The following is a 21,041-nucleotide window of genomic DNA, read 5'->3' as shown; positions in this document are numbered from 1 at the left end:
TGCGCATTATTGACTCCCGCGTTTACGTCCCGGCCCGCTGCCACCGCTGGCATAGCGAACAAAATCCCCGGCCTCCACTTTGCCGCCTTCCACCACAGCGGCGGCAAACTGGGGCTGTACTTGCGTAATGGTGACGGTACCGCTGGCATCTTCCGGCAAGCCCAGGCCCAGACCCGGGTTGCCGCCAGGCGTGCTGATCACGCGGGAGCCTGGTTTGAGCTTGAACAATTGCAGCTTGTCGCCCGGCTCCAGCCCGGAAATCGCACCGGCGTCGATATACGCCACACCATTTTCGACATTGGTAACGCGGGCCGAGAATGGCACGCAAGCGGCGTCTTCATTGGCGGCCGCTACCAGCTGACCAGTGAGCGTATCCAGTGCCTTGCCAAAATCAGTGCCCATCGACGCGCTGGCCACTGCGGTATTGTTATTGCGGCCCAGAATGTCGCCAGTCACCACCACGCTGGCGCGATGCTGGGCGATCAGCACGCCTGAGACTGCATCGAACAAATACATTTCCAGATCGGCATGGCGCGCTTTGGGCGTGGCTTTGACGCCCGCTGCGGCAAACTCGGCCAGCGGAAACTCTGCCGACAGTTTGCGCTCGCCCGGTCGCGTGTCCTGGCCCCAGGTCCAGCGATAGACCTCGCCTTCGGTCGAGACATCCTGCACGATGCCGCCCAGCACAAATTGCGTGCCAAAGCGGCGGCCGAGCAAACGGACCTGATCGGGCAGCTGGATGGGCGTGGCGTAGCGCGGATCAAGATCAAACGGCACATCCACTTGCGACGCACTCGGCAGCCAGTTGGCTGCCGCCAGTTTCTGCATGAACAGCTGCTGGATGCCGCCGCTGAGCTGCTTCATATCGGTGGCTTGCGCCGGTTGTCGCAACCAGAACGGCGTGACCAGCAACTTGCGTCGGTAGGGATTAGCCGGGCAGCGCGGCGCGCCTTGCGGGCTGGCCAGACTGCTGGCCACGGCCGATGCAGCACCGGGCGGCACGCTGGAGCCGGTTTTGACCGGGTTGCCGCGCGGGACGGGCAGGCCGTTCTCGTTAACATCGCCGCTGTCCACATCCACCGCGTTGCCGCCGCTACGGCCATCGCTGGCTACGGCAGCCGGGGCCAGCGGTTGCACATCAACGTGATACAGGCCGTTGGCTTTCCATTCGCGCAGCACGGTGTATTGCACCGGCGCATTGCTATCGGCGCGCACGCGCTGGTTATCGCTAAACCAGCCTTTTTTGTTGCTCTGACTGCTGCCGCTGACGCGCGCACCCCGCATCAAGGCGATGTTTTCTTCGGCATCACGCAGGGCGGCGGCGCGCGCGGCGGCCTCGCCTTCGCTACCGATGGGGGCAATGCCGGTGACGCGCGGCAAGGGCGTCGCATTATTCGCAGCGGCCGGGGTCGGTGTGGGGCTGGCAGCATACACGCCCGCCATCAGACTCAGGCCCAGCACGCAGGCCAGCACGCGCTGGCGTTTATTGCGAGAGATAGAAGTTGTTCGCGGCAAAACGGGTATCCCCGGTCACGCTGGACACTGCGGAAGCATTAGTCGGGGCCGGCGCGGATTCGGGCATGGCCGGCTGCACATGCAATGCGGGCGCGGCCAGTGCCTGGCCTTGCTCCGCCTGTGCAGCATCTTTATAGAAATCACTGCCCAGTTGCAACTCCAGCACGGTTTCGTAGCCGCCTTCGGGCAAGGGCGTTACCGACACCACGCGTGCGCCGCGCAGCCAGGCTTCGACATAGGCGCGGAAGCTGTCGTTGGTCAGCGCCAGTGCCGAGACTGAACTCTGGCCGCTCAGCTTGATGCCCTGCACGGTTTCGGCCAGCGAGCGATAGGCGTCGAGCTTGGAGGCGCGCATGGCCAGCAAGCGGCGCTGGGTATTGGTCAGCCCGTCTATCATCGGCAGCGCGCCATACCCGACCGCGTTGACGCGCGACGGCAACACCACGGCGGGCGGCTGCATATTGCTTGCCTCAACATTGACCGGGGCCGGATGCTCTTCCGGCGTGGCGGCGGCCGTGGCAGCGGGGGTGGCATTGTTGCTGCGGAAGTGCGAGCAAGCGGACAAGCTCAGCACGCCAGACAGTGCGGCGACGAGCAACAAGCTTGGGCGGGTGATGCGGGGAGGATTCATCGGGCGGCTCCGCAGGATAAGGGTCGGGCGGCGCGTGCTGTGCCATTACAAAACAGATACAAACACGCCGCCCCTGCGAACCATATCGGCCGGAATCAGCGAACCTTGAATACCAGATCCCAAACCCCGTGGCCCAAACGTATGCCGCGCTGTTCAAATTTGGTCAGCGGGCGATAGTCGGGGCGCTCGGCGTATTCGCTGGCGGTGTTTTGCAAGGCCGGTTCTGCGCTCAGTACTTCCAGCATCTGGATGGCGTAATCCTCCCAATCGGTGGCCAGATGCAGATAGCCGCCCGGTTTGATGCGGCTGACCAGCAATTTGACGAAAGCGGGCTGGATCAAGCGGCGCTTGTTGTGGCGTTTTTTGTGCCACGGATCGGGGAAAAACACATGCGCGCCATCGAGCGAACCGGGCTGTAGCATCTGCTCCAGCACGTCCACCACATCGTACTGCACGATGCGGATATTGCTCAGATTCATTTCGCCGATCAGCTTGAGCAAGCTGCCCACGCCCGGGGTGTGGACTTCGCAGCCAATAAAATCGGTCTCGGGGGCACCGGCGGCGATTTCGGCGGTGGCCTGGCCCATGCCAAAGCCGATTTCCAGAATACGCGGCGCGTGGCGGCCAAAGGCGGCGTCCAGCTCCAGCGCTTGCGGCGCATACGGAATCACAAAGCGCGGCCCAAATTCAGTCAGCGCGCGTTCCTGGCCGGTGGAAAGATGGCCCTGGCGCAGCACAAAGCTGCGGATGCGGCGCATGTAATGCGGATTATCCATAAAGATCTCGAAAGCCAAATCTCAAAAGCCACCGCGAACGGTGGCCGGTTTACAAAGCACAACGGCGGTTTTTATTTTGCGCCGATCAGACCACTGACCGGGCTGGACGGATCAGCACTATACAGTTTGCGTGGCATGCGGCCAGCCAGGAACGATTCACGGCCGGCTTCTACTGCCAGTTTCATCGCCCGCGCCATGCGCACCGGGTCTTTGGCGGCAGCGATGGCGGTATTCATCAGAATGCCGTCGCAGCCCAGTTCCATGGCGATGGCCGCATCGCTGGCGGTGCCGACACCCGCATCCACCAGTACTGGCACTTTGGCGTTCTCGATAATCAGACGCAGATTCCACGGATTGAGAATGCCCATGCCCGAGCCGATCAGCGACGCCAGCGGCATCACCGCCACGCAGCCAATCTGTTCCAGCTCTTTGGCGATGATGGGGTCATCCGAGGTATAGACCATGACGTCAAAGCCATCCTTGACCAGCGTTTCGGCCGCTTTCAACGTTTCGCGCACGTTGGGATACAGCGTGGTGGCATCGCCCAGTACTTCAAGCTTGACCAGTTTGTGCCCATCCAGCAGCTCACGCGCCAGGCGCAGCGTACGTACGGCATCGTCGGCGCTATAGCAGCCGGCGGTGTTGGGCAGATAGGTAAAACGCGACGGCGGCACGGCATCGAGCAAGGACGGCTCGTTGGGGTTCTGGCCGATGTTTACGCGGCGGATGGCCACCGTCACGATGTCAGCGCCGCTGGCCTCAATGGCCTCGCGCGTCTGGGTAAAGTCTTTGTATTTGCCGGTCCCCACCAGCAAACGCGACGAAAAGGACTGACCGGCTATCGTGAACACATCGGACATGACGCAACCTCGGTGAGACAGAAAAAAGAAAGTTCGGCGCAGCGGGGCGGGGCTGAATCAGCCGCCTCCGACCGCAACCACGATTTCAAGCTGATCGCCCTCGGCCAGCGCGGTGCTGGCAAAGGTGCTGCGCGGCACGATGTCGCCATTGCGCTCGATCGCGACGCGTTTGCCCAGCAGATCAAGCTGTTGCACCAGATCAGCCACCGACAAAGGGGTGGCAAACTGGCGCGGTTGGCCATTGATGGAGAGCGTGAGCATGGTTGGGCTGCCTGAGAATATTCTGAACAACAAGAGACGCGGATTTTAACAGTACGTCAGCGCGGGCGTCTTGACCGGCCATGCCGGTACTTGTTCTAACGCAAAACACGCAGCGCAGAACCGCCCTGGCGCGCTTTCAATAAAAAAGGCGCCCGCAGGCGCCTTTTTCATAACCGCACAATCAACAATTACTTGATCAGTGCCTTGGCCTTGGCCACCACGTTTTCCGGGGTAAAGCCAAACAGCTTGAACAGTTGCGGCGCCGGAGCGGATTCGCCGAAGCGGTCCAGACCCAGCACGTCGCCTTCCAGGCCCACGTACTTGCGCCAGAAGTCGGTGATACCCACTTCGATGGCCAGACGCGGCACACCCGCCGGCAGCACGCTGAGCTTGTAGGCGTCAGTTTGCTTGTCGAACACGTTGGTCGACGGCATCGACACCACGCGAGCAGCAATGCCTTCGCTGGTCAGCGTGTCATAGGCTTTAACCGCCAGATCCAGCTCGGAACCGGTAGCGATAATCACCACCTTCGGATCGTTGGCATCACGCAGGATGTAGCCGCCGCGGTAGATGTTGGCGATCTGGGCTTCGCTGCGCGACTGGAATTGCAGGTTCTGACGCGTGAAGATCAGGGTCGACGGGGTTTCTTTCTGCTCGATTGCGTGAGCCCATGCCACCATGCTTTCGACGGTGTCGGCCGGACGCCATACGTTCATGTTGGGGATGTAGCGCAGCGTTGCGGTCTGTTCCACCGGTTGGTGGGTCGGGCCGTCTTCGCCTACGCCGATCGAATCATGGGTAAACACGAACAGTTGCGGAATCTTCATCAGCGCAGCCATACGCAGCGCGTTGCGTGCGTATTCGCTGAACATCAGGAAGGTAGCGCCGTACGGACGCAGACCGCCGTGCAGCAGGATACCGTTCATGATGGCGGCCATGCCGAACTCGCGCACGCCGTAGCTGATGTAGTTGCCCGACAGGCTGTTGTCTTCTTCGCGGGTCAGCGTAACGCTGGTCTTGACGTTGGTCAGGTTGGAGCTGGTCAAGTCGGCGGAGCCGCCCAGGAATTCCGGCAGGGCCGGCGCATAGGCGTTCAGCGCGTTTTGCGAAGCTTTACGAGTGGCGATGGTTTCCGCTTTTTCGTTGGCTTCGGCAATCGCAGCCTTCACCACGTGTTCCCAGTTGCTCGGCAGGGTGCGGCTGTTGCGGCGTTCGAATTCTGCAGCCAGTTCCGGGAACTTGGCGGCGTAGCCTTCGTACAGCTTGTTCCAGTCGGCTTCCCACTTGGCGCCCGCTTCTTTCTTGTCCCAACCGGCGTACACATCGGCCGGGATTTCGAACGGCGGGTGGTTCCAGCCGATGGCAGCGCGGGTAGCGGCGATTTCAGCGTCGCCCAGGGCGGAGCCGTGGCTGTCGTGGCTGTTGGCTTTGTTGGGCGAACCCTTGCCAATGATGGTCTTGCAGCAGATCAGCGTCGGGCGTTGGGTTTCCGCCTTGGCTTCAGCAATGGCGGCCAGTACGGCGTCGACATTGTGGCCATCGATCGGGCGAATGACCTTCCAGCCGTAGGCTTCAAAGCGGCCCGGGATGTCTTCGGAGAACCACTTGTCGGTGTGACCGTCGATGGAGATGTTGTTGTCATCCCAGAACGCGATCAGTTTGTTCAGGCCCCAGGTGGCGGCCAGCGCACACGCTTCGTGGCTCACGCCTTCCATCATGCAACCGTCGCCCATGAACACGTAGGTGTGATGGTCAACGATGGAGAAATCAGGGCGGTTGAATTCACGCGCCATCAGTTTTTCAGCCAGCGCGAAACCCACGCCATTGGCGATACCCTGGCCCAGCGGGCCGGTGGTGGTTTCGATGCCTTCGGTGTAACCGTATTCCGGGTGGCCCGGAGTCTGGCTGTGCAGTTGGCGGAATTGCTTGAGCTGATCAATCGGCAGGTTGTAGCCGGTGAGATGCAGCAGAGCGTATTGCAGCATCGAGCCGTGGCCGTTGGACAGTACGAAACGGTCGCGGTTAACCCAGTTCGGGTTCAGCGGATTGTGGCGGTGGTTGCCTTCGCCCCACAATGCCACCGCAATTTCGGCCATACCCATCGGCATGCCGGGGTGGCCGGAGTTGGCTTTCTGAACAGAATCCATCGCCAGGGCGCGGATAGCATTGGCGAGATCGGCACGCGTTGCCATAAATAATCCTCTCGAATCAGGGGGGAAAAGGAGACGATGCGGTACAGCCGCATCCAGACAGTCGACGGGCATTATCCCCGAGTCAGCCCCTTGCGGACAACCCGTACTAGACAGGTTGCTTAACAAATATCAATTCGGGGGACGTAACTCGCGTAATTTGCCGCGTTTTGGTGCGTTCTGGCTTGCAGGGCTAGCGATCGCCAAGGCTGAATCGCTTTAGCAAGCCCTGCCCCATGCAAAAACCGCGCTTTGGTGGCCGCAAACACGTTGGCGCAGCCAGCGTGAACCTGGGCGCGCTCAAGCCGGCCACTGCGGCGACCGCGCCAGCGCATCGGCCTGAGCCAGATCATCGGGCGTACCGACATTGACCCAGCCGCCGTCATAGCGTTCACCGCTGACGCGACCGGCGCGCGCGGCTTCTATTAATAAGGGGCCAAGTTTAGCCTCGCTGCCCGGCGTCACCCCGGCCACGATGCGCGGGTGGCAAATACCGATGCTGGCATAGCACAGCCGGGGCGCGCTCGAATCGGGCACGATCAAACCGCTCTGCCCATCCAGGGCAAAGTCGCCATTGGGGTGATACGGCGGATTAGGCACCATCACCAGATGCGCCAGCCGTTGCGGCGTAGTGATGAACTGCACCGCCTCGCGCACCAGATGCGCGTAATCAAACTGGGTAAACACATCGCCCGACAACAACAGAAACGGGCTGCTGCCCAGCAAAGGCAAGGCCTGCGCGATGCCGCCGGCGGTTTCCAGCGCGCGGGGCTCGGCCGAATATTGCAGCCGCACGCCCCAGGCCGAACCGTCGCCGAGGCGGGTGGCGTATTGCTCGCCCAGCCAGGCATGATTGATGACGATATCGCGCACGCCTGCTGTGGCCAGACGCTCGATATGCCAGACGATCAGCGGCTTGCCGCCTACTTCGAGCAGCGGCTTGGGACAAGTATCGGTGTAAGGGCGCAGACGCTCACCGCGTCCCGCCGCCAGGATCATGGCTTTCATGGTGTGATGATTTTTAACAGGCAGGCCGCAATTCTATGTGATCCGCACCGCGGCTGCTGGTCGGAACCGATTGCAGCCGCCCATCCGGCCCAGGCTACGGCGACAACGAGGCCAGAAAGGCCTGCACCACCGGCGTAATCACATGCGGCTGGTATACCGCGTAGAGGTCGGCCGACAGCGGGGTTGCCAGTTCGACAAAGCAGACGCCGGGCCAGCTGATGCGGGCGCAGCATTCGGGCAACAGCGTAATGCCAAAGCCGCCCGCAACCAGCGCCAGTGCGGTTTGCGGCTCACTCACTTGATGGCTGATCTGAGGGGTGTAGCCGGCCTCGCGACAGGCATGCGCCAACCAGGCCCCAAGACTGGCGCCATGTGGCGGCAGCAAGACAAATTCCTCTGCCACCAGGCTTTCCAGCGCGACGGGTTCGCTGCCTGCCAGCCGATGTTGCAGCGCCACCGCCAGCACAATGCGTTCGCGCCCAAGCAACTGGCAAGCCATGCCCGGCGGCAGATTGCCTTGCGCCTCGCGCCAGATGCCCAGATCAATCCGGTGGTGTTGCAAGGCGTCGATTTGCTGCGCTGGTGCCAGTTCGGTCAGCGCCCACGTCGCTTCCGGCACTTGCTGAGCAAACCGCTGCAAGGCCGGCAGCAGCGCGCCCCACATTGCCGTGCCCACCGCGCCGATCACCATATGCCCTGCTTTGCCACGCCCAAGTTGGCGCACCTGCTGCAGCGAATGCGCTGTCATATCCAACAGCTTGTTCACTTCGCGCAGCAACGCACGCCCGGCGGGGGTCAGCTCGACCGAGCGCGTGGTGCGCACAAACAACTGCGTGTCGAGCGCCGCTTCGAGTTCTTTGACATGCAGGCTGAGCGGCGGCTGCGACATATGCAGGCGCTGCGCCGCGCGACTGAAGCTAAGCTCTTCCGCCACCACGCGAAAATAATGCAGCAGTCGAAAATTGATGCGATCCAGGCTAAGCCGGTCACTACGTCGGGTTTGCATAGCGTGTCACCACGAATGAGGTCGCCCCATTTATACGCGTATCCCTATAAATCAGGCCGGTAATTGTATTGGACCCAACTATTGATCCAGACCACGATGGCGACCATCTTTTCCGCTTAGCAGGATGCGTCGCATGTCAAACCACACCGTACATACCGAATATTCCGCCTTTACCGCGGCAGAAATCATCCGCCTACGCGTCCCCGGCTTTGCGCCGCGCGCGGGGCTGATCCTCGGCTCGGGCCTGGGGGCGCTGGCCGATGAGATGCGCGATGCGGTCGCGATTGATTACGCCGATCTACCGGGTTTTCCGGTCAGCGGCGTGGTAGGCCACGCCGGGCAACTGGTGGCGGGCTATCTGGAAGGCGTGCCGGTGTTATGCATGAAGGGCCGCGGGCATTTTTATGAGGGTCGGGGTATGCAGGTGATGGCTTCCGCCGTGCGGACTTTCAAGCTGCTGGGTTGCGAGCTGATGCTGGCGACCAATGCGGCGGGCTCCTTGCGCAAAGAAGTCGCGCCGGGACGGCTGGTGGCGCTGACCGACCATATCAACTTCATGCCGGAATCGCCCTTGGTGGGCCCGAATGACGATCGCTTTGGCCCGCGCTTTTTTAGCCTGGCCAATGCCTACGATGCCGATTTGCGGCAGCAACTGCACACGGTGGCAGAACAGCTCGGCATCAAGCTGGCCCAGGGTGTATTCGCCGCCTATACCGGCCCCAATTTCGAGACCGCGGCCGAAATCCGCATGATGCAGATGCTTGGTTGTGATGTGGTCGGCATGTCCATCGTGCCCGAAGTGCTGGCGGCACGGCACTGCGGGCTCAAGGTGCTGGCGGTGTCAGCCATTACCAATCTGGCCGAAGGTTTGTCGGATACGCCGTTGTCGCATGAGCAAACCTTGCGCTGCGCAGCGCTGGCGGCCGAGGACTTTATGCGCTTGATCCGCGGCTTCTTCGCCCACGGGGCCACCCACTGGTCCGCGCCGCTGTAACCACCGTCCCCATTTTTCCAGGAATGCCGCATGTCCACGCTGAACACCCCCGCGATCGCACGCATCATCGCGCTGATGGATCTGACCTCGCTGCGCGACGACGACAGCGCCGCCAGCATAGACCAGCTCTGCCAGCAAGCTGACACCCCCCTCGGCCCCCCCGCCGCTTTATGCATTTATCCGCAATTTATCCAGGGCGCGCGCCAGAAGCTGGACGCATTGGGTCTGTCCCAGGTCCGCATCGCCACGGTGACCAACTTTCCGCAGGGCGGGGCTGATGTGGCGGCAGCCGAACGCCAGACCGCTGCGGCGATTGCGTTGGGGGCGGATGAAGTCGATGTGGTACTGCCGTGGCGCGCCTTGCAGGCGGGCGATCACGCTGTGGCGACACAACTGGTCAGCACCTGCAAACGCGCCTGCGGCGAGCGCCCGCTCAAAGTGATTATCGAAAGTGGTGAATTGCGCACTGACGCCCTGATCCGCCTGGCCAGCGCCATCGCCATTGACGCCGGTGCCAACTTTATCAAGACCTCCACCGGCAAAGTGCCGCTGAATGCCACGCCCGAGGCGGCGGCCGTGATGCTGCAGGTGATTGCCGAACGCAACCGCAACTGCGGTTTCAAGGCAGCGGGCGGCGTGCGCAACCAGGCCGAGGCTGAGGTTTATCTGCAACTGGCGGCTGACACGCTGGGCCCGGCGTGGGTCACCCCGGAGCATTTCCGCTTTGGCACGTCCAGCTTGCTGGCCAATCTGCTGGCAGCGCCCGGCGCCGCCGCAGTCACCGGTTACTGATGCAAAACCGGCTGGCCTTGCCCGGGACGGGTCCGTACCGGGCGGACCGGTGCCGGGCCAGGGCGGCCTGGGCGCCCATCTCTGGCGGCAGGATGCCTAAAAGGTGTAACCGGTTTCCAGCTTCTCGCCCGCGGCATCCATAAACACCCGGTACAGTGGCGTCAGCTCGGCATAGCGCACGCACACCTTGCGGATGTATTCCAGCACGCGCGGGATATCGGCCAGGTAGCGGTCTTTGCCATCACGATGATGCAGCCGCGCAAACAGGCCGACAATCTTGAGATGGCGCTGCAAGCCTTGCCACTCAAAGGCGCGGTAGAACTCGCCGAAATCTTCATCGACCGGCAGACCCGCCTTGCGCGCTTTTTCCCAGTAACGGATGGCCAGGTCGAGCACCAGGGTTTCGTCCCAGGCCAGATAGGCGTCGCGGAGCAGGCTGACGAGGTCATAGCTGATCGGGCCGTTCACCGCATCCTGAAAATCAATGACCGCCAGTTCGTCGTCTTTGAGCATCAGATTGCGCGAATGGTAATCGCGCAACATAAACACCCGCGGTTGCGCCACGCTGTGCGCGATGATCAGCGCGCAACTGCGCTCCCACGTCGCCAAGGCAGCGCCTTGCAGCTCAACGCCCAGATGCTTGCCCAGATACCACTCGCGGCCGATTTCGAGCTCACGCCGCAAAAAATGGGCGTCGAAATCGGGCAAGCCGGTGCTGGATAACTTGCTCTGGATCTCGACCAGGGTGTCGATGGCGCGGTTATACCAGGCACGGGCGCTGGCTTCGTCGGTTAATTTGCTGGCCAGCAAGGTGTCACCGAGGTCTTCCAGCAGGGTCAGGCCCAGGGCGGCGTCGTGCGCCAGCACCTGCGGCACACGGATGCCGGCTTGCGCCAGGCGTTGCTGAATATCCATAAAGGGCGCGCTATCAAACAGCTGTGGATCAGCGTCCATCACGATCAGGCTGTGATCGGCAAAATGCGCGCGCCAGTACACGCGCACGCTGGCGTCGGAGCCGCCCGCCGTCAGCGTTTGCGGCGCGGCGGGCGTCACCGTGGCCAGCCATTGCATGATTTGCGCGTGGCGGGCCGCCCGGTCCGGCGTGTCTGATACGAAGCTGTGTGTGGTTTGCTGCATGATTGCCGTTGCATTGGGGTAGAATCCGCCAATTCTATCAGCACGCCCCGCCCGGCCGCATGTTCGCAAAACCACCCTACCGCTGCTCTGTCTTTACGCTCGCCCTGTTGTCTGCGTTTGCCCATGCGGCACCGCCGGCGGCTCAGGACGTTCCCGTCAACCTCTCAGCCGACCACGTGGAGGGCACGCAGCCCGATACGCTCAAGGCCACCGGCGATGTGCATATCGTCAAAGGCGACGAAGAGTACTACGCCGATTGGGCCGACTATGACGACCCCACCCAGCACATCAAGGCGGGTGACAAGGTGCGCATGGAAAAGAACGGCGCAGTGATGACCGGTCGCGACCTCGATTATTTTATTGATCGGGCCGAGGGGACCATGCAAGACCCCGAGTACCAGTTTGCCGGCGGCGTCGGGCGCGGCGATGCGGTCGACATGCTGTTTGATGGGCAGAACAAATATCGCTTCAATTCGGGCCGGTTTACCACCTGCCCGGTGCAGACGGACGACTGGTATATCCACGCCCAGCATCTGAAGATCGATTACAACATCAATAAAGGCGAGGCGACCAACGCGTGGCTGGAGTTCAAGGGCACGCCGATCCTGTACATGCCGTGGATGAATTTTCCGCTGGATGACGGGCGCCAGACTGGTTTTCTGTCGCCCGCGCTGGCGGTGAACAACCGTAACGGCGTTGATCTGACGCTGCCGTTCTACTGGAATATCGCGCCCAACTACGACGCCACCATATACCCGCGTTACTTCGGGCAGCGTGGTTTGATGGTCGGGGCCGAGTTCCGCTATCTGCAGCCCAACTACGCCGGTTCGATCCGCGCCGATTATCTGAGCGACAAAGACGCCGATGCCAGCCGCTATGACTTGTACTTCAAGCATTCGCAAAAGCTGGCAGACCGGCTGACCCTCTCGCTCGATATCGAAAAGGTGTCGGACGACAATTACTTTAACGATTTCGGTGACCGCGCCGCCGTGGCGTCGCAAACCAACCTGCCGCGTCAGGGCATACTGACTTATACCGGCGATGGCTGGAGCAGCTCGCTCAACTGGCTGCATTACCAGACGCTGCAAAACGCCACGCATACCAACGACATTCCGTATGCGCTGTCGCCGCAGCTTACGTTTAATACCGCGCCCAAGCTGATTGATGGCATACAGACCAACTTCTCGGCTGAATTCACCAACTTCACCAGCGAATCCAAGACCAATGGCTACCGCACCTGGGTGTATCCCAGCGTATCGATGCCGTTTATTGCGTCATATGGTTTCATCACGCCCAAGATCGGCGTACACGCCACCAACTATCAGTTGAGCTCACCCGACGGCACCGATATGGGCAGCCAGAACCGGGTGTTGCCGATCATGAGTGTGGATTCGGGCCTGGTGTTCGAGCGCGATCTCAACATCAAGGACGAGGGCTTTGTGCAGACCCTCGAGCCGCGCGTTTACTACTTGTATATTCCGTACAAGAACCAGTCCAACCTGCCTAACTTTGATTCGGCGCAGACTGATTTTTCCTATTCGCAGCTGTTCTCGGAAAACCGCTACACCGGGAACGACCGTATCAACGATGCCAACGAAATCACGCTGGCATTGACTTCGCGCCTGTTCGAGACCGATAGCGGCATCGAACGTTTGCGCGCTACCGTGGGCCAACGCTTTTATTTCACCAGCCCGCAAGTGTCGCTCGACAGCACCAGCCTGCCTGAGACCAACAAGTCTGACTTGCTGGTTTCGCTGGGCGGCCAGGTCTGGCGCAACCTGAACGCCAGCTATGATCTGCAATACGATCTGCAGCAAAAATCGACGGGTTACCAGTCGGTAGGATTGAGCTGGACCCCGGCCGAACAAAAAGTGCTGAACGTGCGCTATGTGCTTAACCGCACCGTGGCGATCGAGCAGCTGGATGTATCAGGCCAATGGCCGGTCACCCAGAACTGGTACGCATTGGGACACGTCAATTACTCATTGCTGACCGCAGACAAGAAACCACTCGATACACTGCTGGGTCTCGAATATAACGGCGGCTGTTGGGGCTTGCGCCTGGCGGCGCAGCGCTATGTCACCAGCGATGGCGGCAACAGCAACACGTATTATTTCTTGCTCCAGTTGGGCGCGCTGGGTGGACTGGGCACAAACCCGGTGAGTACACTGCGCCAGGCAATCCCCGGTTATACCGACATCTTCCCTACTAAGTGAAACAGTCATGAAGCTTCGTTCTTTCGCCGCAATCGCCGCGCTGGCTGTTGGCCTGATTGCGCCGTCCCTGCACGCCGCCGAGGTCGAAACCGTCGACCGCATCGTCGCCGTGGTCAACCGCGAGGTGATCACCGCCAACGAGCTGGCTGCCCGCGTTAATGCCGCGCGCACCAACCTCAAACAACAAAAGATTGCCGAACCGCCGCTGGAGGTGCTTAACCGCCAGGTGCTGGAACGCATGATCAACGAACGTGTGCAATTGCAGTACGCCGCCAACAGCGGGGTGAAGGTGGACGACGCCCAGCTGGAAAACGCCGTCAACTCGCTGGCCAAGCAAAACAAGATGTCGGTGCCGGAATTCCGTGACGCCCTGGCCAAGCAAGGCATCACCTTCAGCCAGTTCCGCAGTGAAATCCGCAATGAAATCACGCTGCAACGCGTGCGCACGCGTGAAATCGACAACCGCATTTTTGTGACCGATGCTGAGGTCAGCGACTACCTGAAGCTGAACGCCGACAAGCCGTCGGTGGAATATCATCTGGCGCATATCCAGGTGTCGGTGCCAGAAAACGCCTCGCCGGATGAAGTCGCCGCCCGCCGCGCCAAGGTGGTCACCGCCCGCCAGGAAATCAACGCCGGTAAAGAATTCGGTACCGCTGCGGCGCAATACTCCACCGCCAAAGATGCCACCGATGGCGGCACCCTGGGCTGGTACGCCGCCGGTAGCTTGCCGCCGCAACTGGTGGCGCTGCTGCAAAAACTGCAACCGGGCCAACTGACCGATATCATCCGCAGCCCGGCTGGCTTTGAGCTGGTCAAACTGCTGGAAGTGCGCGCTGCCGACGACCATCAAGTGGTTGAACAAACGCATGTGCGCCACATCCTGCTGCGCCCGACCGAGCTGGTGTCGGAAGGCGAAGCCAAGGCCAAGCTCAACCAGATTCGTGACCGCATCACCCGTGGCGCCAAATTCGAAGATATGGCCCGCGCCTTCTCGGAAGACGGCAGCGCCAGCAAGGGCGGCGATCTGGGCTGGATGAATCCGGGCGATACCGTGCCGGAATTCGAGCAAGCCATGAATAATCTGCAACCAGGCCAGTTAAGCCAGGTCGTGCAATCGCAGTTTGGCTTTCACCTGATCGAAGTGCTGGAACGGCGCAAACAAGACGTGACCGAAGATCGGCAGCGCGTCACCGTTCGCAACGAACTCAAGCAGCGCAAAGCCGACGAGCAGTTTGAAAGCTGGGCGCGTGAATTGCGTGACCAGGCTTATGTTGATATTCGTCTCAAAGACGAATAAGCATCCCATCACAAGGACGTCGTATCGTGCTGCCCCGCATTGCCATTACCTGCGGTGAACCTGCCGGCATCGGCCCTGAGTTGCTCGGGGCGCTGGCGGCAGCAGCTCTGCCCGCCCAACTGGTCCTGATCGGTGATCGGGACTTGTTGTGCCAGCGTAACCAGGCGGAATGGCCCGCCTGGTCGGCGCAAAGCAATGCGCCGGTCGCCATTCTGCACGTCCCGCTCGGTGCGCCCAGCGTGCCGGGCCAGCTTGATCCAGCCAATGCGCAATTTGTGCTCGATGTACTGGATGCCGCAATTGCGGGCTGCCTGAGCGGCGAGTTCGAAGCCATGGTGACCGCGCCGCTGCAAAAAAGCGTGATTAACGAAGGCGTGGGCGGCAAGTTCTTTTATGGCCACACCGAATACCTGGCCGAGCATACCGGCACCTCCCGCGTGGTGATGATGCTGACCGGCGCCAGCCTGCGTGTGGCTTTGGCCACCACGCATTTGCCGCTGCGCGAAATTCCGGCGGCGATTACCTGCGACAGTCTGAGCGAGACGCTGCGTATTCTGCATCACGATCTCAAACACCATTTCGGCATCGCCCAGCCGCGTATTCTGGTGGCGGGCCTGAACCCGCATGCCGGCGAATCGGGCCATCTGGGCCGTGAAGAAATTGAGGTGATCGAGCCGACCCTGGATAAACTGCGGGCCGAGGGCATGGATCTGATCGGGCCCTTGCCCGCCGACACGCTGTTTACGCCGCGCCAGCTGGCGCGCGGCGATGCAGTGCTGGCGATGTACCATGACCAGGGTTTGCCGGTGCTCAAGTTCGCCAGCTTTGGCGAAGGCATTAATGTGACGCTGGGCTTGCCCATCATCCGCACCTCGGTTGACCACGGCACGGCACTTGATCTGGCCGGCACCGGCAAAGCCGATGCAGGCAGCCTGATTGCCGCCACTGAGCTGGCGATCGAACTGGCCAACAAAAAACGCGCGGTAAACCACCGCACATAGGGTGGGTCTCGACCCACCATTCAGAGGCAAAGAGCAGGTCGCGAACGTGCGCGTGGCGCAGCCCCGACCTCTCAACGCCGAGTAGCGGGTCAGTTCTCGACCACCCATAACGGCTGCAAAGGGCAACCTGAGCCGCCTAAGCCACTGCATAGCCTGTACCGGCATACTTCTCAATGGCTTTGATGGGTGGGTCGTGACGGGGACGCCGAGTCCCACCCTATGCACACATTCTTTTTCTTGGCAGGACTATGGGACACATCCCTCGCAAACGCTTCGGGCAGAATTTTCTGCAAGATCAAAGCGTCATTTACGACATTGTTTCGGCAATCAACCCCAAGCCGGGTGAGCCGGTAGTTGAAATCGGCCCCGGCCTGGCTGCACTGACCGAGCCGTTGCTGCAACGTGCCGGCCACTTGCACGTGGTCGAGATCGATCGCGATATCGTCACGCATCTGCAACAGCGCTTTACGCCGCAGCAACTGACCATCCATAACGCCGATGCGCTCAGCTTTGACTTTGGCGCGCTGGCCCGCGAGATTGCGCCTGGCGGCAAAATCCGGCTGGCGGGCAATCTGCCCTATAACATCTCCACGCCGTTGTTGTTTCATCTGGCGTCATTTGGCGATGCAATCGCGGATATGCACTTCATGCTGCAAAAAGAAGTGGTTGATCGCATCGTGGCCGAGCCGGGCACCACCGATTACGGCCGCCTGAGCATCATGCTGCAGGTCCGGTTTGCCCCCGAACATATTCTGAATGTGCCGCCTGGCGCGTTCTATCCGCCGCCCAAGGTTGATAGCGCCGTGGTGCGCATGATGCCGTGGCCCACGCCGCCGTATCCGGTCACTGACCTGGCCGTGCTGGAACAGATCGTGCAGCAGTCGTTCGGGCAACGCCGCAAAACCTTGCGCAACAACCTCAAAGGCACGGTCAGCGACGCCACGCTGTTAGCGCTGGGCCTGGACCCGACGCAACGGCCGGAGCAGATCACCGTTGAGCAATACGTCAAACTGGCCAATGCGCTGGCGGCAGAAACGCGCCGTCCGCTGTAATGCGGTTTGTGGTAAAACCCCAGTCGAATCAAAGCATATCCAGCATTGCTTACGGGAAATCCCGGCTTGCATACAAGGTCGGACCCAAACAGAATCGGGCGCTCAATGAACTCAGACAGCTCTGCAATGATCCGTTTTAATCAGGTCAACAAGTGGTATGGCCGCGACCACCATGTGCTTAAAAACATCAGCCTTGAAGTAAAACAAGGTGAAGTGGTGGTGGTATGCGGTCCGTCCGGCTCGGGCAAATCCACGTTGATCCGCACCATTAACCAGCTGGAGCCGGTTAACGATGGCGAAATCTGGGTCGACGGCGTACAGGTCAATCATCCGCGCACCAATATCAACCGCCTGCGCGAAGAAGTCGGGTTTGTGTTTCAGCACTTCAATCTGTACCCGCACCTGTCGGTGCTGCAGAACATCACGCTGGCGCCGGTCAAAGTGCGCAAGATGAGCCAGGCTGCGGCTGCCCAGCGCGGCATGGAACTGCTCGAGCGCGTGGGCCTGGCCAACAAGCGCGACGCTTATCCCAGCCAGTTGTCGGGTGGCCAGCAACAGCGCGTGGCCATTGCCCGCGGCCTGGCCATGCAACCCAAGGTCATGCTGTTTGATGAGCCCACCTCGGCGCTGGATCCCGAGATGATCGGCGAAGTGCTCAAGGTGATGCAGAACCTGGCTGAATCCGGCATGACCATGATGGTGGTTACGCACGAAATGGGCTTTGCCCGCGAAGTGGCGGACCGCGTGGTGTTTCTGGACCATGGCGAGATTCTGGAACAAGCCGCACCAGCGCAATTCTTTAATAACCCCCAATGCGACCGGGCGCAGCAGTTCTTGCGTCAGGTCCTTGCCCCCATGCACGGATAAGGGGCGGCGACGCACCAGATACGGGCCGGCAGCCACGCTGTCCGGCCCCGTTTTTGTCAGGGAAATCCGCAACTTACGCACACTCTGGCAAGGCATGAAACTTGCGTCGCTCAATCGCACCACCAGGGCTTTAGGGATTTCACCGAGCGCGTTTGAAACATAAACCTGCTTATACTGGTCCTGACGCTAAAACTCGCTTACAGCAAAAATGGAGAACAAGATGACCAAGCTTCTTCCCGCCGCACTGGCAATTGCCACCCTGCTTAGCGGTGTTGCCCACGCCGAAGAACTGACCGGCACGCTCAAGAAGGTCAAGGACAGCGGTGAAATCGTACTTGGCGTACGCGATTCGTCGATCCCGTTTGCGTATTACGACAATACCCAGAAGCCGATTGGTTACTCCATGGACCTGGCCAACAAGATTGTGGACAACGTCAAAAAGACGCTGAACATGCCCAATCTGAACGTGCGCTATAACCTGGTTACCTCGCAAACCCGTATTCCGCTGGTGCAGAACGGCACCGTCGATTTTGAATGTGGTTCCACCACCAACAACCTGGAACGCCAGAAGCAAGTGGCTTTCTCGGTAGGTATCTTCGAAATCGGCACCCGTCTGCTGACCAACAAGAAGTCGGGCATCAAGGACTTCTCTGATCTGGCTGGCAAAAACGTGGTCACCACCGCTGGCACCACGTCCGAGCGCCTGATCAAGGCCATGAACGCCGACAAGAAAATGAACATGAACATCATCAGCGCCAAAGACCATGGCGAGTCTTTCCTGATGCTGGAATCGGGCCGCGCCGTCGCCTTCATGATGGATGACGCGCTGCTGGCAGGCGAAATGGCCAAGGCCAAGAACCCGGCCGACTGGACCATCACCGGCAAATCGCAATCGTACGAAATCTACGGTTGCTCGATGCGCAAAGATGACCCGCAATTCAAGAAAGTGGTGGATGACGCACTCAAAGCCACTTTCAAGTCGGGCGAAGTCAACAAGATGTACACCAAGTGGTTCCAGCAACCGATCCCGCCGAAGAATCTGAACCTGAACTTCCAGATGAGCGACGAGTTGAAGCAGCTGATCGCCAACCCGACCGACAAGTCGGCTGAGCAAATGTAATAGCCCTGAACGCGGGCCCGGCCCAAGCCGCGGCCTTGCGATATCAGGTTGTTGTTCCGGGGGCCTGCACCCTCTGTTCCGGTCTCGCCGCGAACAGCCGTGCAGGCCCCTTTGCATGAGGAAAAATAACCATGAATTACCACTGGGACTGGGGTGTATTTTTCCGATCCACGGGCGTGGGTCATGAAATCTACCTGGACTGGTTTTTCAGCGGGCTGGCCATGACGCTGGGCCTGGCGCTGGCCGGCTGGATCATTGCATTGGTTCTGGGCACCGTACTGGGCGTGATGCGTACGCTGCCGGGCAAAGCGCTGCCAGCGATTGCTGGCGCTTATGTTGATCTGTTCCGCAATGTGCCGCTGCTGGTGCAGCTGTTCATCTGGTATTACGTGATTCCCGACTGGTTGCCGGACTCGATCGGCAACTGGCTGAAGCAGGATATTTCGCCGACGACCAACGCGTTTATTACCGTTATGGTCTGTCTGGGCCTGTTCACCGCCGCCCGCGTGTGTGAACAAGTGCGTACCGGCATCCAGGCATTGCCGCGTGGCCAGGCCAACGCCGGCTATGCGCTGGGCCTGAATATCGTTCAGGTCTATCGCCATATCGTGGTGCCGCAAGCGTTTCGCATCATCATTCCGCCGCTCACTTCCGAATTTTTGAACATCATCAAGAATTCGTCGGTGGCGTCGCTGGTGGCATTGCCCGAACTGCTGGGCCAGACCAAACAACTGGTCGACTTCAGCGCCGCGCAATTCGAGGCTTACACCGTCGGCACGCTGATTTACTTTGTGGTCAATATCGCGCTGATGTTCTTTATGCGTTGGGTGGAAAAGCGCCTGCGTGTGCCTGGCCTGATTGCGCTGGGAGGCAAATAACATGACGCTCACTGATTTGTCGCAAGCCCTGCCCGGTCTGTGGGAAGGCATGAAAGTCACGCTGGAGCTGCTGGTCATGGCCGTGGTCGGCGGCATCGTGGTCGGCACCTTGCTGGCGCTGATGCGTTTGTCCGGCAACAAGTTCATGGCGGCGGTGGCGGGTTTTTACGTTACGTATTTCCGCTCGATCCCCTTGCTGATGGTGATTTCGTGGTTCTACTTTGCCGTGCCGCTGGTGATCGGCATGGTCACCGGCACCAACCGCCCGATCGGTGCGTTTGTGTCTTGCCTGGTGGCGTTTACCGCGTTTGAAGCCGCCTATTACGCCGAGATTATCCGCGCCGGCATCCAGTCGATTTCGCGCGGCCAGGTCAATGCGGCGTATGCACTGGGCATGACTTATCCGCAAGCCATGCGCCTGGTCATCCTGCCGCAGGCCTTCCGCAAAATGACGCCGCTGCTGCTGCAACAGTCGATCATCCTGTTCCAGGATACCTCGCTGGTGTATGCCGTCGGCCTGCTCGACTTCTTTAATACGTCGTACTCCAAAGGCAACATCACTGGCGAAATCGGCCAGTACATCATGCTGGCGGGTGCCGTTTATTTTGTGATCAGTTTTGGCGCCAGCCGCATGGTCAAGCGCCTGCAGAAGAGGTTCACCGTATGATTTCCATCAAAAACATCAGCAAGTGGTATGGCGATTTCCAGGTGCTGACCGACTGCAGCACTGAAGTCAAAAAAGGCGAAGTGGTGGTGGTGTGCGGTCCGTCGGGCTCGGGCAAATCCACCTTGATTAAATGCGTCAATGGCCTGGAAGCGTTTCAGAAGGGCGACATCATCGTCGATGGCACTTCGGTGGGCGACCCCAAGACCAATCTGCCCAAATTGCGTAGCCGCGTGGGCATGGTGTTCCAGAACTTTGAGCTGTTTCCGCATCTGTCGATTACGCAAAACCTGACGCTGGCGCAAATGCAGGTGCTGGGCCGCAATCGCGATGAAGCCACTGTCAACGGTCTGCGTCTGCTGGATCGCGTGGGCCTCAAGGCGCATGCCGACAAGCATCCGGGCCAGTTGTCGGGCGGCCAGCAGCAACGCGTTGCCATTGCCCGCGCCCTGGCAATGGACCCGATCGCCATGCTGTTTGACGAACCGACTTCGGCGCTTGATCCGGAAATGGTTAACGAAGTGCTCGACGTGATGGTCGAACTGGCGCAGGAAGGCATGACCATGATGTGCGTCACCCACGAAATGGGCTTTGCGCGCAAAGTAGCCAACCGCGTCATCTTTATGGATAAAGGCGCGATTGTGGAAGACGCCACCAAAGAAGACTTCTTTGGCAGCCCGCGCAGCGAACGCGCCCAGGTCTTCCTGAGCAAGATCCTGCACCACTGATCGCCGCCAAGGCCCATAGGGTGGGTCATGACCCACCCTATCGCTG

General features: G+C 60.4%; 20 protein-coding genes. 11 read left to right on the top strand and 9 right to left on the bottom strand.

Annotated elements, in window-relative coordinates; genetic code table 11:
* Positions 1-6 precede the first annotated feature (6 nt).
* The 8 genes from ACYQ1A_RS04480 to ACYQ1A_RS04445 form a co-directional block, all read right to left on the bottom strand.
* Positions 7-1,515, bottom strand: a complete 1,509-nt coding sequence (locus ACYQ1A_RS04480) for a flagellar assembly protein T N-terminal domain-containing protein (RefSeq protein WP_499360553.1) — start codon at positions 1,513-1,515, stop codon at positions 7-9.
* Positions 1,484-2,146 (bottom strand): LPP20 family lipoprotein, encoded by a 663-nt coding sequence (locus tag ACYQ1A_RS04475; protein ID WP_499360551.1) that lies wholly within the window; start codon positions 2,144-2,146, stop codon positions 1,484-1,486. Before ACYQ1A_RS04475 ends, ACYQ1A_RS04480 begins: the two co-directional genes overlap by 32 nt.
* 95 nt (positions 2,147-2,241) lie before the next feature.
* On the bottom strand, positions 2,242-2,922 hold the full coding sequence (trmB, locus tag ACYQ1A_RS04470; RefSeq protein WP_499360735.1) for a tRNA (guanosine(46)-N7)-methyltransferase TrmB: 681 nt from the start codon (positions 2,920-2,922) through the stop codon (positions 2,242-2,244).
* 71 nt (positions 2,923-2,993) lie between these two features.
* Positions 2,994-3,782 (bottom strand): thiazole synthase, encoded by a 789-nt coding sequence (locus tag ACYQ1A_RS04465; RefSeq protein ID WP_062224487.1) that lies wholly within the window; start codon positions 3,780-3,782, stop codon positions 2,994-2,996.
* Between the two features lie 57 nt (positions 3,783-3,839).
* Positions 3,840-4,043, bottom strand: coding sequence for a sulfur carrier protein ThiS (thiS, locus tag ACYQ1A_RS04460; protein WP_062224489.1), 204 nt, complete (start codon positions 4,041-4,043; stop codon positions 3,840-3,842).
* 188 nt (positions 4,044-4,231) lie between these two features.
* Entirely contained in the window at positions 4,232-6,235 is a 2,004-nt protein-coding gene (gene tkt / locus ACYQ1A_RS04455) for a transketolase (RefSeq protein WP_499360547.1), read from the bottom strand.
* A gap of 297 nt (positions 6,236-6,532) precedes the next feature.
* Positions 6,533-7,240 (bottom strand): N-acetylmuramate alpha-1-phosphate uridylyltransferase MurU, encoded by a 708-nt coding sequence (murU, locus tag ACYQ1A_RS04450; RefSeq protein ID WP_499360545.1) that lies wholly within the window; start codon positions 7,238-7,240, stop codon positions 6,533-6,535.
* 94 nt (positions 7,241-7,334) lie between these two features.
* Complete coding sequence (locus tag ACYQ1A_RS04445; protein WP_499360543.1) at positions 7,335-8,246, bottom strand: LysR family transcriptional regulator; 912 nt, start codon at positions 8,244-8,246, stop codon at positions 7,335-7,337.
* Between the two features lie 133 nt (positions 8,247-8,379).
* On the opposite strand from ACYQ1A_RS04445, the gene xapA reads away from it, so the two are divergent.
* Both xapA and deoC read left to right on the top strand, forming a co-directional pair.
* Positions 8,380-9,240: a xanthosine phosphorylase gene (xapA, locus tag ACYQ1A_RS04440; protein WP_499360541.1), complete on the top strand. Its 861-nt coding sequence runs from the start codon at positions 8,380-8,382 to the stop codon at positions 9,238-9,240.
* A gap of 30 nt (positions 9,241-9,270) precedes the next feature.
* Positions 9,271-10,032 carry a deoxyribose-phosphate aldolase gene (deoC, locus tag ACYQ1A_RS04435; protein WP_062224493.1) on the top strand — a complete coding sequence of 254 codons (762 nt, stop codon included), beginning with the start codon at positions 9,271-9,273 and terminating at the stop codon, positions 10,030-10,032.
* Positions 10,033-10,128: 96 nt separating this feature from the next.
* Here deoC and ACYQ1A_RS04430 read toward each other — a convergent pair whose 3' ends face one another.
* Positions 10,129-11,169 carry an aminoglycoside phosphotransferase family protein gene (locus tag ACYQ1A_RS04430; protein WP_499360538.1) on the bottom strand — a complete coding sequence of 347 codons (1,041 nt, stop codon included), beginning with the start codon at positions 11,167-11,169 and terminating at the stop codon, positions 10,129-10,131.
* Positions 11,170-11,345: 176 nt separating this feature from the next.
* Between ACYQ1A_RS04430 and ACYQ1A_RS04425 the strand changes: the two genes are divergently transcribed.
* The 9 genes from ACYQ1A_RS04425 (at position 11,346) to ACYQ1A_RS04385 (ending at position 20,995) form a co-directional block, all read left to right on the top strand.
* Entirely contained in the window at positions 11,346-13,385 is a 2,040-nt protein-coding gene (locus tag ACYQ1A_RS04425) for an LPS-assembly protein LptD (RefSeq protein ID WP_499360535.1), read from the top strand.
* A 7-nt stretch (positions 13,386-13,392) separates the two neighbouring features.
* Positions 13,393-14,685 carry a peptidylprolyl isomerase gene (locus ACYQ1A_RS04420; RefSeq protein ID WP_499360533.1) on the top strand — a complete coding sequence of 431 codons (1,293 nt, stop codon included), beginning with the start codon at positions 13,393-13,395 and terminating at the stop codon, positions 14,683-14,685.
* 26 nt (positions 14,686-14,711) lie between these two features.
* Complete coding sequence (pdxA, locus tag ACYQ1A_RS04415; RefSeq protein WP_499360531.1) at positions 14,712-15,686, top strand: 4-hydroxythreonine-4-phosphate dehydrogenase PdxA; 975 nt, start codon at positions 14,712-14,714, stop codon at positions 15,684-15,686.
* Positions 15,687-15,934: 248 nt separating this feature from the next.
* Entirely contained in the window at positions 15,935-16,738 is an 804-nt protein-coding gene (gene rsmA, locus ACYQ1A_RS04410; protein WP_499360530.1) for a 16S rRNA (adenine(1518)-N(6)/adenine(1519)-N(6))-dimethyltransferase RsmA, read from the top strand.
* Between the two features lie 126 nt (positions 16,739-16,864).
* Positions 16,865-17,605 (top strand): amino acid ABC transporter ATP-binding protein, encoded by a 741-nt coding sequence (locus ACYQ1A_RS04405; protein WP_499360528.1) that lies wholly within the window; start codon positions 16,865-16,867, stop codon positions 17,603-17,605.
* Between the two features lie 220 nt (positions 17,606-17,825).
* Positions 17,826-18,725, top strand: coding sequence for a glutamate/aspartate ABC transporter substrate-binding protein (locus tag ACYQ1A_RS04400; RefSeq protein ID WP_499360527.1), 900 nt, complete (start codon positions 17,826-17,828; stop codon positions 18,723-18,725).
* Positions 18,726-18,856: 131 nt separating this feature from the next.
* Entirely contained in the window at positions 18,857-19,603 is a 747-nt protein-coding gene (locus ACYQ1A_RS04395; RefSeq protein ID WP_499360526.1) for an amino acid ABC transporter permease, read from the top strand.
* A gap of 1 nt (position 19,604) precedes the next feature.
* Positions 19,605-20,270: an amino acid ABC transporter permease gene (locus ACYQ1A_RS04390; RefSeq protein WP_499360524.1), complete on the top strand. Its 666-nt coding sequence runs from the start codon at positions 19,605-19,607 to the stop codon at positions 20,268-20,270.
* The gene (locus ACYQ1A_RS04385; RefSeq protein ID WP_053938866.1) at positions 20,267-20,995 is read left to right on the top strand and encodes an amino acid ABC transporter ATP-binding protein; all 729 of its coding nucleotides are present in this window, start codon (positions 20,267-20,269) and stop codon (positions 20,993-20,995) included. Before ACYQ1A_RS04390 ends, ACYQ1A_RS04385 begins: the two co-directional genes overlap by 4 nt.
* Positions 20,996-21,041: the final 46 nt, after the last annotated feature.

This window comes from Silvimonas sp. JCM 19000 (assembly GCF_054652575.1).
Note: the sequence above shows the minus strand (reverse complement) of the source record. Positions and strands in the feature narration are given on the sequence as shown.

Bases quoted from the DNA above. Each gene is read 5' to 3' on its own strand.
- ACYQ1A_RS04475 (WP_499360551.1), bottom strand. From the start codon at position 2,146: ATGAATCCTCCCCGCATCACCCGCCCAAGCTTGTTGCTCGTCGCCGCA.
- trmB (WP_499360735.1), bottom strand. From the start codon at position 2,922: ATGGATAATCCGCATTACATGCGCCGCATCCGCAGCTTTGTGCTGCGC.
- ACYQ1A_RS04465 (WP_062224487.1), bottom strand. From the start codon at position 3,782: ATGTCCGATGTGTTCACGATAGCCGGTCAGTCCTTTTCGTCGCGTTTG.
- thiS (WP_062224489.1), bottom strand. From the start codon at position 4,043: ATGCTCACGCTCTCCATCAATGGCCAACCGCGCCAGTTTGCCACCCCT.
- tkt (WP_499360547.1), bottom strand. From the start codon at position 6,235: ATGGCAACGCGTGCCGATCTCGCCAATGCTATCCGCGCCCTGGCGATG.
- murU (WP_499360545.1), bottom strand. From the start codon at position 7,240: ATGAAAGCCATGATCCTGGCGGCGGGACGCGGTGAGCGTCTGCGCCCT.
- ACYQ1A_RS04445 (WP_499360543.1), bottom strand. From the start codon at position 8,246: ATGCAAACCCGACGTAGTGACCGGCTTAGCCTGGATCGCATCAATTTT.
- xapA (WP_499360541.1), top strand. From the start codon at position 8,380: ATGTCAAACCACACCGTACATACCGAATATTCCGCCTTTACCGCGGCA.
- deoC (WP_062224493.1), top strand. From the start codon at position 9,271: ATGTCCACGCTGAACACCCCCGCGATCGCACGCATCATCGCGCTGATG.
- ACYQ1A_RS04430 (WP_499360538.1), bottom strand. From the start codon at position 11,169: ATGCAGCAAACCACACACAGCTTCGTATCAGACACGCCGGACCGGGCG.
- ACYQ1A_RS04420 (WP_499360533.1), top strand. From the start codon at position 13,393: ATGAAGCTTCGTTCTTTCGCCGCAATCGCCGCGCTGGCTGTTGGCCTG.
- rsmA (WP_499360530.1), top strand. From the start codon at position 15,935: ATGGGACACATCCCTCGCAAACGCTTCGGGCAGAATTTTCTGCAAGAT.
- ACYQ1A_RS04405 (WP_499360528.1), top strand. From the start codon at position 16,865: ATGATCCGTTTTAATCAGGTCAACAAGTGGTATGGCCGCGACCACCAT.
- ACYQ1A_RS04400 (WP_499360527.1), top strand. From the start codon at position 17,826: ATGACCAAGCTTCTTCCCGCCGCACTGGCAATTGCCACCCTGCTTAGC.
- ACYQ1A_RS04395 (WP_499360526.1), top strand. From the start codon at position 18,857: ATGAATTACCACTGGGACTGGGGTGTATTTTTCCGATCCACGGGCGTG.
- ACYQ1A_RS04390 (WP_499360524.1), top strand. From the start codon at position 19,605: ATGACGCTCACTGATTTGTCGCAAGCCCTGCCCGGTCTGTGGGAAGGC.
- ACYQ1A_RS04385 (WP_053938866.1), top strand. From the start codon at position 20,267: ATGATTTCCATCAAAAACATCAGCAAGTGGTATGGCGATTTCCAGGTG.